Raw genomic sequence first — 16,014 nt, forward strand, 5'->3', positions numbered from 1 at the left:
GGCCGAAAACGGCATCGAATCGGCAACTGGAAGCGAACGTCGCGAAAGCGGTGCCAAGGATTTTGTGATGGATGCCAAAATGTCAAATGCTGATAATGACTTATTGAGTGATGCCCAAAGCGAAACCGCTGGCTCGTCTGGGTGTATCGGTCGGCAGGCCGATGATGCCGATTCCGGTTCTGTACTAGAAAGTGCTGGAATAGGTAACGGTACGTCGGCCGATGATGGCCGAAAGCGGTTTGCCGATGAAGACGATGATGATGGTCATCCTGCTTCTGCCAAAGGCCCGAATACTGCGCCCACACGTCCGGAATACGTGGATTTTTGCGTCGACGATTTCCCCGGTGGCTTAGAATCCTGCCTTGAGGCGATCCTGATGGTTGCCGACCAGCCGCAGCAGGTGACGGATTTGGCTCGGGTGCTTGCCCTTGACGAAGATGAGGTGCGCGCTGCGCTTGAATCTATGCAAAGGGAATACGACGGCGATGAATCCAGGAATCTTGCGCCTCGTGGTTTCGAGCTGCGGCATACCGCGCTTGGCTGGCAATTCGGCAACCGCGCGGTGTTCGAGCCGGTCGTCTCCGCGTTCGTCACCGATGGACAGATGGCTCGGCTTTCGCAGGCGGCACTTGAAGCTCTTGCCATAGTGGCCTATAAGCAGCCGGTTACCCGCGCCCAGATTGCGGCCATCCGCGGCGTCAATTCCGACGGCGTGGTGCGTGCGCTGAGTGTGCGAGGGCTTATCCGCGAGGACGGCGCCGACTCTGATTCCCGTGCGGCTTTTTTGGTCACTACCGGGCTTTTCTTGGAGAAAATGGGCTTGGAATCGCTTGATCAGCTTCCCGAACTTGCTCCCTTCATGCCTGCCGCCAGTGATGTGGTCAATCAGGCCGAAGAGACTTCTGGACCTACGGTGAATTAAGTAAATCAAATAAAATTACGGAGAGTTAGGACAAAGTCCTTCAATATTGTTGAAAATCAGCGTGTCTGAATTATAGTCATGTTGACTATAAGTGGTATCTTAAAGATGTTTGTGCCGGTATTGGCACGATCATTGCTATTCGGCGGGTTATTTGCGTTGACAAACCAAGACCCACGAAAAGAAGAAGGACACTATGGTTACACAACTTTCGGGCGGGGCCTCGGCGGGGGAACCCAAAACCCTGACCCGCAACGAGCGGCTTGACAGGCTGCCGTTCAACAAAGCGCACCGTAAACTGCTGATTGCCTCCGGCATCGGCTGGTCGTTCGATTCGATGGATGTTGGCCTCGTCTCCTTCGTCGTCACCGCCATCGCCAAGGACCCGCATTTCGCGCTGAACCCCTCGCAGAAGTCGTGGGTGCTTTCCATCGGCTTTGTCGGCATGGCCGTCGGCGCGGCGCTCGGCGGCTATCTTGCCGACCGCATCGGCCGCAAGAAGGTCTTCACCTATACGCTTATCATTTACGGCCTGGCCGATGCGCTGATGGCCGTGTCGTGGTCGCTGCCGGTGCTTTTGATAGCGCGTCTCATCATCGGGCTGGGGCTTGGAGCCGAACTGCCCGTTGCCTCGACGCTGGTCAGTGAGTTCTCGCCGGTCAAGCAACGAGGACGTATGACAGTTCTGCTGGAATCCTTCTGGGCCGTCGGCTGGATCGTCGCCGCCCTCGTCGGTTTCTTCATCATCCCGAACACTGGCGACTGGGGCTGGCGTTGGGCCCTCCTGATCGGCGCGATCCCGCTTTTCTATGCCATCATCACGCGTACGCAGATCCCCGAATCCGTGCGGTTCCTCGAATCCAAAGGCCGTGAGGACGAGGCCGAGCAGGCCGTCCGCTACTTCGAGGAGGCCAGTGGCATAGCGCCCGTGCCGTCCCCGAACGGCAAGCCGCTGCCCAAGGTGCCTACCAGCGCCCTGTTCGGCCACAAGTATCTCGGCCGCACCGTCGCCATCTGGCTGACCTGGTTCTTCGTCAACTTCTCGTATTACGGTGCGTTCACCTGGATGCCGTCGCTATTGGCCGACCAGTTCGGCTCGCTCACCAAATCGCTGGGCTATATGCTGGCCATCACCATCGCCCAGCTGCCCGGCTACTTCCTTGCCGCATGGCTGGTCGAGATCTGGGGACGCCGCAAGACGCTGAGCATCTTCCTCGCCGTCTCCGCCGTCGCCGCCTTCCTCTTCTCGCAGGCCTCCAGCGTGGCCATGGTGCTGATTTTCGGCATGCTGCTCTCCGCCGCCAACCTCGGTGCCTGGGGTGTGCTCTACGCCGTCACCCCCGAGATCTATCCGACCCGTCTGCGTGGCGCCGCCGCCGGTGCTTCCGCCGCTGTCGGCCGCATCGCCGCGATTGTGGCTCCGCTTCTGATGCCGTGGTTCCTCACCATGTCGGGCGGCAACAAGGCGATCGCCTTCGTGGTCTTCGCCGTCGCCTTCATCCTGGCCTGCGTTTCGGCGCTTGCACTGCCTGAGCTTACTGGCAAGGAGCTTGAGGACTGAATGGTCGCCGCACAAGTCGGCATATAGGTTTTCAGCTTCCCCGGAATTCCAAGGATACGAAAAACCTATATGCCGACTTGTGCGTATTTATCGTCGTCTTGGTAGTCTCAAGGCGGAAGTTTTTTTATTTGCGATCGTCTCGTTGATGACGGAAGGTGCGTCGAAATGTGGCAGGGCAATGTTACGGAACGCAAGGCAGGGCCGCCCGAGGTCGGGGTTTCCGTCATCATTTTCGCGCTGGCGCACACTCACGACGAGCATGGCGGGAAAGCGAAACGCGACGAACTGTGGATACCGCTGGTGCGGCGTGTGCGCGAGCCGTTCAAGGGCATGTGGGCACTTCCCGGTGGGGATCTGCTCGCCGGCAGATCGCTGGAATGGTCGGCGTTCGTCGCGCTGGAGTCCACCACGAACCTGCGTCCCCGCTATCTCGAACAGCTCTATACTTTCGGCGACCCGCATCGTTCCGGCTCCGCCCTGCCCATGGTCTCCATCGTCTACTGGGCGTTGATCGGCAGCGCGCAGGTCGACGAGCTGCGCGACGGCGACAACGTGCAGTGGTTCGCCGAATCCGCCTTGCCGCCGCTGGCCTTCGACCACGCCGACATCATCAAGTATGCGTTGAATCGTCTGCGTTCCAAGATGTCATACCCCGACGTGGCTTCGAAGCTGGTCGGGCCCCGTTTTACGCTCCGTCGTTTGCACGACGTCTACGAGGCCATCGCCGGACGGACGTTCGATCTGGGCAATTTCCGCCGCAAGATGCTCGCTTCCGGGCAGCTTGAGGAGACGGGGGAGAAGCTTGCGGAAGGTCGGCACAGACCCGCCGCCGTCTACCGTTACATTCCCGGAGTCGTCGCCGTCGGCAATGAGGTGTGGAAATCGTGGGACACGCAGCTCAACCCCAAGCCGGGTGACGGCGTTGCGGCGCGTATCGGTTCGGGGGCTTCCGACGACATCCTCTCTCCGTTGACCACCGACTGATTGCTTCTTGCCGCGATAATTACGTGATGATGGCTCAAATCAACTGTCGGTCGGATGGCTATGGGCAAGTCGGTTGTGAACAAGTCGGTGATGGGGCGGATGGCCGTAGATGCAGTTGGTGGCAAGCCCATTGCTTGGGGTTCGGCTGAGCAAAGAGCAAAGTATCGATAATAAAAAATATTGCAAAATTAGACGTTTTGTCGATTTGCGGAAAGGCTGGTGCAACCTTGGTTTTCCGGCGCTTTGCAAATAGCGTACCCGTGTCGGGATACGTGGATAATATTGTGAAGGTTTGTGTGTAAGTGAAGGGCAGAATATTTCTTAGACCCTAAACACCCAAGAAAATACGCAGTAGGAGAGGCTTTTATGGCGGTACGTGGTGATATTCGAAATGTGGCGATCGTGGCTCATGTCGATCACGGCAAGACCACGCTGGTCAACGCGATGCTTCAGCAGTCGCATGTGTTCAGCGAACGTGAGGAAGTGCCGGACCGTGTGATGGATTCCAACGATCTCGAGCGTGAGAAGGGCATCACCATCCTTGCCAAGAACACCGCCGTGCAATATACCGGCCCCCTGGCCGCCAAGTACGGCGAGCCGCAAGGCATCACCATCAACGTCATCGACACCCCCGGCCACGCCGATTTCGGCGGCGAGGTCGAGCGTGGCATCTCCATGGTCGACGGCGTCGTGCTGCTGGTCGACGCTTCGGAAGGCCCGCTGCCGCAGACCCGTTTCGTGCTGCGCAAGGCGCTGGAAGCCAAACTGCCGGTGATTCTGTGCATCAACAAGGTCGACCGTCCCGATGCGCGCATCAGCGAAGTCGTCAGCGAGACCACCGATCTGCTGCTCGGCCTGGCGCAGGACGTCACCGAGGAAGGTGTCGACCTTGATATCGACTCCCTGCTTGACCTGCCGGTCATCTATTGCGCCGCGAAGGCCGGCTACGCCTCGCGCAACCAGCCCAAGGACGGAGGCCTGCCGGACAACAAGGATCTTGAGCCGCTCTTCGATACCATCATCTCCAACATCCCTGCGCCGGAATATACCGAAGGCGCGCCGCTTCAGGCGCACGTCACCAACATCGACGCTTCCGATTATCTTGGCCGCCTCGGTTTGGTCCGTATCTACAACGGCACCCTCAAGAAGGGCAAGCAGTATGGCCTTTCCCGCGTCGACGGCTCGCTCGAGAACTTCAAGCTGACCGAGATCCTGCGTACGCAGGGCCTCGACCGCACGCCGGTCGAAGAGGCCGGCCCCGGCGATATCGTCGCTGTCGCAGGCGTCAACGATATCATGATCGGCGAGACCATCGTCGACCCCAACGATCCGAAGCCGCTGCCGTTGATCCACGTCGACGACCCCGCCATCTCCATGACCTTCGGCGTCAACGATTCCCCGCTGGCCGGCCGTGAGGGCAAGGACCACAAGCTCACCGCCCGCATGATCAAGGACAGGCTCGACAAGGAACTGATCGGCAACGTTTCCATCAAGGTGCTGCCCACCGACCGTCCCGATACCTGGGAGGTGCAGGGTCGTGGCGAACTCGCGCTCGCCATCTTGGCCGAGCAGATGCGCCGCGAAGGTTATGAGCTGACCGTCGGCCGTCCGCAGGTGGTCACCAAGACCATCGACGGCAAGCTCAACGAACCTATGGAGAACGACACCATCGACGTACCCGAGGAATATATGGGCGCCGTCACTCAACTCATGGCCGACCGCAAGGGCCGTATGGACTCGATGTCGAACCATGGTTCCGGCTGGGTCCGTCTGCAGTTCACGGTTCCTTCCCGTGGCCTGATCGGCTTCCGTACCGCGCTTTTGACCGCTACCCGCGGCACCGGCATCTCCAGCTCCATTTCCGCCGGATATGCCCCATGGGCGGGCGAGATCGTGACCCGCCAGAACGGCTCCATGGTCTCCGACCGCGCCGGCGTCGCCACCCCGTACGCCATGCAGCGCTTGCAGGCTCGTGGCAACTTCTTCGTCGAGCCGCAGTCCAACGTCTATGAGGGTCAGGTCGTCGGCATCAACAACAAGCCCGACGAGCTCGATGTCAACGTCACGCTGGCCAAGCACATGACCAACATGCGTTCCTCCACCGCCGATGTGCTCGAAACACTCACCCCGCCGATCAAGATGAGCCTTGAAGAGGCGCTTGATTTCGCCAACGAGGACGAGTGCGTCGAGGTCACCCCCGAGGCGATCCGCGTGCGCAAGGTCATTCTCGACCGTGACGAATGGTACAAGTGGCACGCCCGTCAGCGTCGCCAAAACGCCAGCAAGGCCAATCAATAGTCGAACTGCTTCGATTCTTAACGCCTCCTGAATCATTCAGATTCGGGAGGCTTCTCTGTATCAGAAGTAAAAACCGGCTTCACGGCGCGAAATGAACATAAGTGCGCTGAGAAATGTTATTTATTGACGTGATTTATGACTGACGGCAACAAATGAACAAAATCCATCAGCAAAGTGGGTTTTCTCTGCCGTCCTAGGAATCAAATCGGTTCGGCAGACATGATTTAATTCATCGGTTTGATATGGCAACTCGGCGCTTTGACCGCCCGGTGGGGCATACTGGCATTATGACTTCTCCTGCTGTATCAGCTAAAACCGCCGCGCAAAAAGCGGATCTGCCGTGGTCATATCAATACAATGCATGGATTCGTGCGCTGATTTGTGTGGTGGCAGGAATCGTGGTCGGAGTGTGTGGCACGCTGGTGCACCGGCTGGGAGCACAATACAATGCACCAGTCGGTTTGGTATTGGCTTTGCTGATTGTCGGCATCTCGGCTTGGAGTTCTCGCGCCCGCAGTGGGGTAGTGGGGTTGGGATTGCATATGATTGTTTCCTCTGGCGTCGTCGCCGTGGCATCGGCCACCGCGATGTCCGGCGATATTCTGGTGCCTATGGGTTTCTACAGCTCAACCATTCCATTCTTTAGTCAGTACGCCGGCTGGTTCTGGTTCTTCGGCATGATCGTTATCCAGATCGTGATGGTCTTCCTGCCGCGTCGCTGGTTTGTCATTCCCGTATTGAAAAAATCTTCGGCAGCCCACCGCAGTGATATGGCGATTGCCGCGGCTTGCGATAAGGCAGCACGGCAATGAGCGCCGTAAACACCGACGTAGCGGGCAATGGCGTGGGGCAAATTGGGCGACACGAGCCGAAAACGTTCCTTTTCTTAGGCCCGGAAGGTTCATTCACCCATCAGGCGGCGGTGAACGCAGCACAAGCATTTGGCGGGCAGCATCGTCATATCGAGCTTGCTGCCAGGCAGAACGTTCCGAACATCATCCGAGATGTAGAGGCCGGTTTGGGTTGGGGGGTTATCGCTTGGGAGAACAGTGTCGAGGGCTATGTCGTGCCGAATCTTGATGCCGTCATCGACGCAAGGAACGTGGCTGGTTTGGCCAGGCTGGGCATTGAGATCGCGTTCGATGCGTTCGTTTGTCCGGAAAAGACACAAGAGGATCGTACCGTTGCCAACAAACCGAGCATCGACACGGGTTCATCCAACAGTATCGATTCAATAGAAGATCTCGCGTCATCCGTCGAAGGGCATGATACTCGTGGTTCTGTTCGCGAGAACCTTGCCTTGAACGACATCACTCTGCATGAGGCCACTGCGCACCCGCACGGTCTGGCACAATGCACGCGATTTATCAGCGAACACGATCTGACACCGGTGCCGTCATCCTCAAACGCGGCCGCGTGCCGCGATGTCCGGCCTGGCCAGGTGGCGTTGGGGCCGTCGATATGCGGCAGCCTGTATGGTCTACAAACGCTTGCACACAATGTACAGGATTTTGGCGGCGCCAAAACCGACTTCCTCGTGGTGGCTCCGCGCAACGAGGTCCGTCGCGTTTTACAGGCCAAGCGCGAAAGCGACGTTATCGATTTCGAGACGATCATCGCGGTGATACCGCTGAGTACCGGTCCCGGCGTCATCGCCAACCTGCTTGATGCCGTACGCGACGAAGGGCTCAATATGACCAGCCTCATGTCACGGCCCATCAAAGGCAACGCCGGTACCTACAGCTTTATCATCACACTCGACGCCGCCCCCTGGCAGCCCAATTTCAGCCGGCTGCTTCACCAGATCGTGTCCAAAGGCGATTGGGTCAAGACCCTGGCTGTCTATCCGCGTGGTGAACACCCGAATCCACCGGTCGACACATGGATGCTGCCGCAAGGCGGGATATGCCGCAGGCGCGAACATGATATGGTGGCCGGTTCCGTCGATGGCAGTACCGACACGGATCAGGTTTCAGATGTAAAAAGGGCCAAAGAGGAAAGGGAATTGCTGTGGTGACATCGGTCGGAATCGTAGGCTTGGGGCTTATCGGCGGTTCGCTGGCAAGACGTCTGGCTGCCCATGACGTCGAGGTGATCGCTTGGAACCATACCGACAGGCCGTATGCCGACGCGCGCAAGGACGGGATTGACTGCGTCGCGACGCTTGAAGCGTTGGCCGCCGCCAAGCCAGAAGTGCTGTTTCTGTGCAATCCGCTGAAAGCCATGCCCGAAATGCTTGCCCGCCTTGCCCCGGTACTCGACCGCGAGGCGACCACGCTGAGCGATGTCGGCAGTGTCAAGGCAATGGTGCGTTCCCAAGTCGTAGAGGCTGGTCTTGCCGATTGCTACGTCGGCGCGCATCCGATGGCCGGTACCGAATTTTCGGGGTTTGCCGCCAGTGATCCCGCCATCTACAAGGACGCGCTTTGGGCACTCAGCGTTGACAAAAAGACCGACTACGAGCGTTTTTTGAAGGTTGCCACTTTGATTACCGGGGTGGTCGGCAACCGAATCATCGTTCTGGACGACCAGACACACGACCGCGCCGCCGCGATGATCTCGCATGCGCCGCACGTCGTTTCCACTGCGTTCATCAATGAGTTGAGCGAGAGCCCCGACCGCAACATCGCGGCCGCGCTTGCCGCGGGTTCCTGGCGGGACATGACCCGCGTGGCCCTGACCGACCCGGAGCGCACGCGGGCGATGATCGAGGAGGATGCCAACAATGTTGAGGCGCTGTTGCGTGATTTGGCCAGGCGCCTGACAGCATTCGCCGACGACCTTGACGCCCGTGACGACGCTGCGTTGACCCGCTTTTTCGAAGCCGGGCAACCATTCCGGGACTACAAAATACGCCAGCGCGAAAACGAATCACATCTGCCGTGGGAATTTGACCAGCGTGCCGATGACTGTGCGGTTGAGAGTCAATCCGTAGCACTGCAGAAAAGCGAACGTACCGTCATTCCGATTCCCAAATCGGCGTGGCAACGTACCTTCCTTGATTCTGCGCGCCGAGGCGAACACGTGATACGCTTCATTCAGCCGTGGCAGGTAGAAGTCGAGACTCGTTCCGCTATCTGAAATTACTTGGCGTTTTCGGTTGCCGGTTTTGTCGCTGATAGGCGAAATTCTGATAGACGAATGTGTGCGAACCATTCTGCCGAGACTCGACCGATTTATTGCGTGGCCGGTTTGTTTTCCGCCTGTCCCGGTCGTTTCCGTTCGGGAATCGGCTTTAGCGCGACGATGACGTCACGGGGGATATCAACGTCATATGCAGGTCGTGAACCGTTGGCTGACGCGTCTCGTGTGATGCAAAGCGTGTACCTGTCCCACGAACGCACATGGCCGATGAAGTCTCGGTATTGCAAACAGCCTGTTTGCTCGTCACGGCCGTCAAGCGTGCGCACCATCAGACGGGCCCCGGCGGGGATGGATTTTGGCAGCGGCATTTTTCTTCCTTTTGCGTTTGCACAAGTTTTGAACGTTGCATTTATACTATGTCATTTCATGAGAATGAAGGATTCCTGCTTTGACGTCATATCAAGGAAGCCCAAGGTTCATGGTCAATACAATAATTGAAGAAATAAAGAAATAAAGTTTCGATTTGGTCGACGCCGAAACAAAAAATGCGGGGAGGCGGAAAACATGGAATATGAGCAACAAACAGAACGGTTCCTGGCTTTCCTCAAGGCCAATCGAGGGCTTTCGGACAACACCGTCAAGGCCTACCGCTCAGATTTGCTGGAATGCCTTGGTTTTCTTTCCGATTCCGGCGTATCCAACTTGGACAACGTGAGGTTGGAAGACCTGCGTGGCTGGATGGCGCACGAATCGCCCGACCACGCCCGCAGTTCAATGGCACGTAAAACGGTTGCGGTGCGCAACTTCTTTGCATGGGCGGACGAACACGATCTCATTGCCACTGACCCCGCGGCGACACTGATGACCCCGAAGATCGCGCAGACACTGCCTACCGTTTTAAATGAGACACAGGCCGAACGGCTGATGGACACCGTCGATGACGATTGCGTCCAAAAGCTCGAAGATCCGGGAAAAACCAAGAAGGATCGAGCCGAAGCCACAGCGTCGAAACGGAAGCCCGTCGATGAGGCGCTTGCACTGCGCGATGCCGCGATGGTGGAGCTGCTCTATGCCACGGGCATCCGCGTGGCCGAACTTACAGGGCTGGATGTCACTGATATCTCGTTTGATACCAGAACCGTGCGTGTCACTGGCAAAGGCGACAAGCAGCGCGTCGTGCCGTTCGGGGCACCGGCAATGCGCTCGCTGGAACGTTGGCTCGGCAGCGAGGGGCGTCCTGCGTTCGTCAAGAATGAAAAATCAGGAAATGCACTGTTTTTGGGTACCCGTGGAGCCCGCATTGACCAGCGGATCGTGCGTCAGGTGGTGCACCGCAAGGCCGAAGAGGCGGGTGTGCCCGATATCGGGCCGCATGCATTGCGCCACAGCACCGCCACCCATTTGCTTGACGGCGGTGCGGATCTGCGTGAGGTCCAGGAGATGCTCGGTCATTCCTCTCTGAAGACCACCCAACGTTACACGCATGTTTCCATCGGGCAACTGAAATCTCGATATGATCAGGCATTTCCGCGTGCATAAACAGGAATATGTTTTTTTATTGTCCGTTTTTGTTGTCCATTTGGTGAATTTCGGCTTGCATAATCTACGTGCTAGCGTATAAATGAGAAGTATCAGCAAAGAGGTTGGCGTGTCTGCCGGCCTTTTTTGTTAGATGTGCAGGTTCTCTGCACAATAAAAAAGATAGGAGAAATCTTATGAAGAAGAAAGGTCTGGCCCTCGCAGCGGTAGTCTGCTCAGCGGCCATGCTCCTCAGTGCCTGCGGTGGCTCCGGCTCTTCGTCAAGCTCATCGTCCAAAAGCACCAGTGGTGACAAGATCATCACTGCCTATAGCAGCGAACCACAGAACCCGCTGGTTCCCGGAAACACCAACGAAAGCGAAGGCGCAAAGCCGATTCAGCTTGCATTCTCCGGTCTGGTTACGTTTGATACCAAAGGCAACGCGAAGAATGAGGTCGCCCAGTCGATCACTCCGAACGCCAATTCGACCCAATACACCATCAAGCTGAAGCCGGGTTGGAAATTCACCGATGGCACCGCCGTCACGGCTCAGTCCTTCACCAAGGCGTGGAGCTATACCGCCAACGCGAAGAACGCCCAAAAGGGTTCTTCATTCTTCTCCACCATCAAGGGCTTCTCCGACCTGCAGAAGACGGATGGCTTGAAGGGTGACGAACAGCTTTCAGGCCTCAAGGTCGTCGATGACAAGACCTTCACCGTCGATATGTCTCAGCCTGATTCGACCTTCCCGATCAAGGTCGGCCATTATGTCTTCGCACCGCTGCCCGCTTCCTTCTACAAGGATCCCAAGGCCTTCGGCGAGAAGCCGGTTGGCGATGGCCCATACAAGGTCGTCCAGTGGGATCACAGCACCGATATCAAATTGGTGAAGAACAAGGATTACAAGGGTGTTCAGCCTGTCAAGAACGACGGCATCACCTTCAAGATCTACACCAAGGACGATGCGGCTTATGCCGACATTCAGTCCGGCCAGCTCGACGTCATGGAATCCATTCCCGCCGCCGACAGCAAGACCTTCCGCACCGATTCCAGCGTCCAGCCTTACAACAAGCCCGGCTCCGTCAACCAGATGTTCACCATCCCCTCTGACCTCAACCACTTCAAGGCTGGCACCGAAGAAGGTACCCTGCGCCGTCAGGCCATCTCCATGGCCATCGATCGCAAGGGCATCGTCGACAAGGTGCTCAATGGCTTGGACAAGCCGGCCGATGATTTCACTTCGCCGTTGACCCCTGGCTACAAGTCCGGGCTCAAGGGCAGCGAGAACCTGAAGTACAACCCGACCAAGGCCAAGGAACTGTGGCAGAAGGCCGATGCCATCTCCAAGGACACCGATCCCTTCACCCTGGCTTACAACGCCGATGGCGGTGCCAAGCCCGTCTTCGATGCGTTGGTCAATTCCATCAACAACGCGTTGGGCAGCAAGATCGCCGCCACCAACCCGATGCCGACCTTCCAGCAGTTCCGCGACGCGGTGGGCAACCACTCCATCAAGGGCGCTTTCCGTTCCGGCTGGCAGCCTGACTATCCTTCGGCTGAGAACTATCTGTTCCAGAACTTTGCTTCCGGCGCTGCCGATGGCAATGGCTCGAACGACGGCGGTTACAAGAACCCGAAGTTCGATGCGCTGATGGACAAGGCGTATGCGGCCAAGGATCAGAACGAAGCCAACGGGTACTATTCCGAGGCCCAGGAGATCCTGCTCAATGATCTTCCTGCCATCCCTATGTACTACAAGAACAATGATGGTGTCGCCTCCACCAAGGTCAGCGGATTCGAAATGAACTGGCAGGGTGAGCCTGTCTATGGCGAATTGGTCCGCAAGTAAGATAACCCCAAGCATAATCCTGCGTCTTTGCGCCGGTCTTTCGGATAATGGGCTGATACGCTGACGATTATGCAGGTTGTTGTGAAAAGGAAGCACATGCTTTGCCGTGTGCTTCCTTTTTGTGTTCGGATTCGGGTTCTTTTGCGAAAAGAGTTGAAGAAGGGACCGATAAAGCGGCTTTATCGCAAATTGCTTATTTCAGGCCGTTGTGAGGAAAACAATCGCCATCGGTGTGTCTGGCTAAATGTGTCGGATATAATCCCACTAGAAGCGGGATGTCATCATTCCATCACGGGCCAGAGAGAAGGGAAACCCGGTATGTCGATTACACGCACGCTGTCATGGTTGGACTGTGCAAGGTTCTATGAGATCTACCCCCAGAGCTTTTATGACAGCAATGGCGACGGTATAGGGGATTTGCCCGGTATCACCGAGAAGCTCGATTATATTCGCGACCTGGGCTGCAATGCCATCTGGATCAACCCATGCTTCGATTCCCCGTTCAAGGATGCCGGGTACGACGTTCGCGATTACAGGAAAATAGCCCCTCGCTATGGCACCAACCAGGATATGGTCGACCTCTTCGAAGCCGCGCATGCCAAGGGGATGCATGTGTTGCTTGACTTGGTTCCAGGGCATACCAGCGAGGAGCATGAGTGGTTCAAGGCAAGCCAATTGGCCGAGCGCAACGAATTCTCGGACCGTTATATATGGACAAACGGCGCTTTCGAGCGTTATACCATGCCGTTTGTGGGTGGTGAATGCCCACGAGACGGCGCTTATATCCTCAATTACTTCAAATCGCAACCCGCATTGAACTATGGTTTCGGCAGGCGTGACAGGGCCTGGCAGATGTCCCCGGATTCGCCCGCGGCACGTTCAACCCGCAATGCCATGGTCGATGTCATGCGCTTCTGGCTTTCCAAGGGATGTGACGGATTCCGCGTGGATTTGGCCGATTCGCTGGTCAAGAACGACGATGCCGACCATCGTTGGACGGTCGCGGCCTGGAGGCAGATGTTCGCCACCATCAGACCAGAGTTTCCCGAGGCCGCATTCGTCTCCGAATGGTCGAATCCCAAGCAGTCTTTCGCGGCCGGGTTCGATATGGATTTCTATCTCGACAACCTCGATGGAGGCCAGTCCGACACCAAGGAAGGCAACGGCTATCACAAGCTGGTACGCAACATTCTGACTTGGGAAGGCAGAAAGCAGAACCTGAGCTATTTCAAGGCCGAAAGCAGCACCGGCATCGGCGCGTTTCTTTCCGATTACCTTCCTCTTTATGAGTCCGGCAAAGGCAACGGCTATTTCTGCATGATCACGTGCAACCACGACACCAACAGGATCATGCCGATGCTTTCCAAGCGCGAGTACAAGTTGGCGTTGGGTATGATCCTGACCATGCCGGGGGCGCCTTTCATCTATTACGGCGATGAGATCGGTATGAATTACCTTGACGGTTTGCCCACCAAAGAAGGCGGCTACCGAAGGACCGGCACGCGTACGCCCATGCAATGGTCTTCCGGGAAAAATCTTGGTTTTTCGCAAGGGGATCCGGATTCGCTCTACCTGCCGGTTGATTCTTCGCCTGATGCCCCTACCGTTGCCGACCAGCAACGTGATGGCGATTCGCTCTTTGCCTGGACCAGGACCCTGCTCCATCTTCGTGACGATAACCCTGCTCTGCTGGCAAGCGCCGGTTTTGAAGTTCTTGCAGCGCCGGATGACGGCAAATCATTTGTTTATCGGCGTATTTGCGAGGACGGCGGTGACCTCGTGGTCGCGATGAACCCCGGTTTGAAAAACGAGAGTGTCAGAATCCATGCCCCTCAAGAAGGAACCGGAAAGATGCTTGTCTGCTTGGGGGAGATCAAACTGAATGACGGTGGGATGCTGCGACTGGGGCCGCAGAGTTTTTCCGTTTTTGCCGTCAACGGTTAATCTGCAAGTACTCGTCATTTGTTGTCAATTGGCATACAAAGCAATACATTTTATTTATGGTACGCTGATTTGGTCGCCAATATGACGATTTTGTTTCAATTGGTTATATAGAAGTAACCAAAACAAAGGAGAAAAATCAATGAAGAAGAAATCTCTGGCATTGCTCGCCATCGGTTGCTCGATGGCGATGCTTTTGGGCGCCTGTGGCAGTTCGTCATCCGGCGGCAAAACGTCCGCATCGAGTGACCATACCATCACGGCATACCTGACCGAGCCGAACAATCCGCTGATTCCCGGTGACACCAATGAGACCGGTGGCGGCAAGCCGATTCAGCTTGCCTTCTCCGGGCTGATCTACTTTGACGCCAAAGGCAATTCCAAGAATGAGGTGGCCCAGTCCATCACTCCAAATGCCGACGCCACGCAGTATACCATCAAGCTCAAGCCGGGCTGGAAATTCAGCGATGGTTCCGCAGTGACCGCGAAGACCTTCACCCGCGCGTGGAGCTATGTCGCCAATGTGAAGAACGCACAGAAGTGCTCCTCGTTCTTCTCGACCATCAAGGGTTATGACGATCTGCAGAACAAAGACAAGGTGCAGGGCGATGAGCAGCTCAGCGGTCTTAAGGTCGTCGATGACCAGACCTTCACCGTGGATATGGCAAAGCCGGATTCGACATTCCTGCTTCGTATCGGTCTGCCTTCCTTCTCCCCGCTCCCTGACGCCTTCTACAAGGATAAGAAGGCCTTCGGCGAGAAGCCGATCGGCAATGGTCCGTACAAGGTCGAAAAGTGGGACCACAATCACACGATCACGATGGTGAAGAATTCCTACTACAAGGGTGGCCAGACGCCGCAGAACGATGGCATCACCTTCAAGATCTACACGACCCCGGATTCCGCCTTCGCCGACGTGCAGGCGGGCAATCTCGATGTGATGGACACCATTCCGGACTCCGCGCAGAAGACCTTCCAAAAGGATTCTTCGGTTACGCCCTTCAACAAGCCGGGTTCGACCATCCAGATGATCGATATCCCCTCGTACGTCGAGCATTTCAAGACCGGAACCCAGGAAGGCACGTTGCGTCGTCGCGCGATTTCGATGGCGATCGACCGCAAGAACATCGTCGACAAGGTGCTCGGCGGTCTCGGAAAGCCGGCCCGCGACTTCACTTCGCCGCTTACCCCTGGTTTCGATGCCAATCTCAAGGGTGTCGAAAACATCGAATACAACCCGACGAAAGCCAAGGAACTCTGGAACCAGGCAGAAGCCATTTCGCATGATCCGAATCCGTTCACCATTTCCTACAGCAGCGACAGCGGCACCAAGGCCGTGTTCGATGCGGTTGTCAATTCCGTGAACAATGCCATTGGTTCGAAGGTTGCCCAAACCATCCCGATCCCAACGAATCAGGAGTTCCTCAAGCCCATTTACGATCACTCGATGACCGGCGCCTACAAGGCCGGTTGGGCTCCGGACTATCCGTCGGCGGAGAACTACCTGTTCCAGAACTTCGCCAGCGCGGCCGCTGACGGCAATGGCTCGAACAACGAACAATACAAGAACCCCAAGTTCGATCAGCTCATCGACCAGGCCTATATGGCCAAGAGCGTCGATGCCGCCAATAAGCTCTACAGCCAGTCCCAGGAGATTCTTCTTGAAGACTTGCCGGGAATCCCACTGTACAACAAGGCCAATGTCGGTGTCTCCTCGACCAAGGTCAAGGGCTACCAGATGGATTGGAAGAGCCAGCCGGTGTACAACGAACTGAAGAAGTGAGGAAATAAATAGACGGTCTTTTGTTTGCGTGCCAAAGCTTTTGGGTCTGCACAGGCACTAAGACTTTGGCACAGGC

General features: G+C 56.7%; 12 protein-coding genes. 11 read left to right on the forward strand and 1 reads right to left on the reverse strand.

Going from position 1 to position 16,014, the window contains the following annotated elements; translation table 11 throughout:
• The first annotated feature begins 316 nt into the window (after positions 1-316).
• The 7 genes from scpB (at position 317) to PT275_RS01300 (ending at position 8,843) form a co-directional block, all read left to right on the forward strand.
• On the forward strand, positions 317-922 hold the full coding sequence (scpB, locus tag PT275_RS01270) for an SMC-Scp complex subunit ScpB (RefSeq protein WP_277153612.1): 606 nt from the start codon (positions 317-319) through the stop codon (positions 920-922).
• 193 nt (positions 923-1,115) lie between these two features.
• The gene (locus PT275_RS01275; RefSeq protein WP_277151585.1) at positions 1,116-2,480 is read left to right on the forward strand and encodes an MFS transporter; all 1,365 of its coding nucleotides are present in this window, start codon (positions 1,116-1,118) and stop codon (positions 2,478-2,480) included.
• Positions 2,481-2,645: 165 nt separating this feature from the next.
• Positions 2,646-3,464, forward strand: coding sequence for an NUDIX hydrolase (locus tag PT275_RS01280; RefSeq protein ID WP_277151587.1), 819 nt, complete (start codon positions 2,646-2,648; stop codon positions 3,462-3,464).
• 366 nt (positions 3,465-3,830) lie between these two features.
• The gene (gene typA, locus PT275_RS01285; protein WP_277151589.1) at positions 3,831-5,762 is read left to right on the forward strand and encodes a translational GTPase TypA; all 1,932 of its coding nucleotides are present in this window, start codon (positions 3,831-3,833) and stop codon (positions 5,760-5,762) included.
• 287 nt (positions 5,763-6,049) lie between these two features.
• Positions 6,050-6,574, forward strand: a complete 525-nt coding sequence (locus PT275_RS01290) for an alcohol dehydrogenase (protein ID WP_277151591.1) — start codon at positions 6,050-6,052, stop codon at positions 6,572-6,574.
• Entirely contained in the window at positions 6,571-7,779 is a 1,209-nt protein-coding gene (locus tag PT275_RS01295; protein ID WP_277151593.1) for a prephenate dehydratase domain-containing protein, read from the forward strand. The genes PT275_RS01290 and PT275_RS01295 overlap by 4 nt, the downstream gene beginning before the upstream one ends.
• Complete coding sequence (locus PT275_RS01300) at positions 7,773-8,843, forward strand: prephenate dehydrogenase/arogenate dehydrogenase family protein (protein WP_277151596.1); 1,071 nt, start codon at positions 7,773-7,775, stop codon at positions 8,841-8,843. The genes PT275_RS01295 and PT275_RS01300 overlap by 7 nt, the downstream gene beginning before the upstream one ends.
• Before the next feature lie 95 nt (positions 8,844-8,938).
• Here PT275_RS01300 and PT275_RS01305 read toward each other — a convergent pair whose 3' ends face one another.
• Positions 8,939-9,214 carry a DUF6725 family protein gene (locus tag PT275_RS01305; protein ID WP_277151598.1) on the reverse strand — a complete coding sequence of 92 codons (276 nt, stop codon included), beginning with the start codon at positions 9,212-9,214 and terminating at the stop codon, positions 8,939-8,941.
• Positions 9,215-9,410: 196 nt separating this feature from the next.
• Here PT275_RS01305 and PT275_RS01310 point away from each other — a divergent pair, with 196 nt between their 5' ends.
• The 4 genes from PT275_RS01310 (at position 9,411) to PT275_RS01325 (ending at position 15,938) form a co-directional block, all read left to right on the forward strand.
• Complete coding sequence (locus PT275_RS01310; RefSeq protein ID WP_277151600.1) at positions 9,411-10,385, forward strand: tyrosine recombinase XerC; 975 nt, start codon at positions 9,411-9,413, stop codon at positions 10,383-10,385.
• 176 nt (positions 10,386-10,561) lie between these two features.
• Positions 10,562-12,214: an ABC transporter substrate-binding protein gene (locus tag PT275_RS01315; protein WP_277151602.1), complete on the forward strand. Its 1,653-nt coding sequence runs from the start codon at positions 10,562-10,564 to the stop codon at positions 12,212-12,214.
• A gap of 318 nt (positions 12,215-12,532) precedes the next feature.
• On the forward strand, positions 12,533-14,158 hold the full coding sequence (locus PT275_RS01320) for an alpha-amylase family glycosyl hydrolase (RefSeq protein WP_277151604.1): 1,626 nt from the start codon (positions 12,533-12,535) through the stop codon (positions 14,156-14,158).
• Between the two features lie 139 nt (positions 14,159-14,297).
• On the forward strand, positions 14,298-15,938 hold the full coding sequence (locus PT275_RS01325) for an ABC transporter substrate-binding protein (RefSeq protein WP_277151606.1): 1,641 nt from the start codon (positions 14,298-14,300) through the stop codon (positions 15,936-15,938).
• Positions 15,939-16,014: the final 76 nt, after the last annotated feature.

The sequence above is a fragment of the Bifidobacterium sp. ESL0745 genome (genome assembly GCF_029433335.1).
Lineage (GTDB): Bacteria > Actinomycetota > Actinomycetes > Actinomycetales > Bifidobacteriaceae > Bifidobacterium.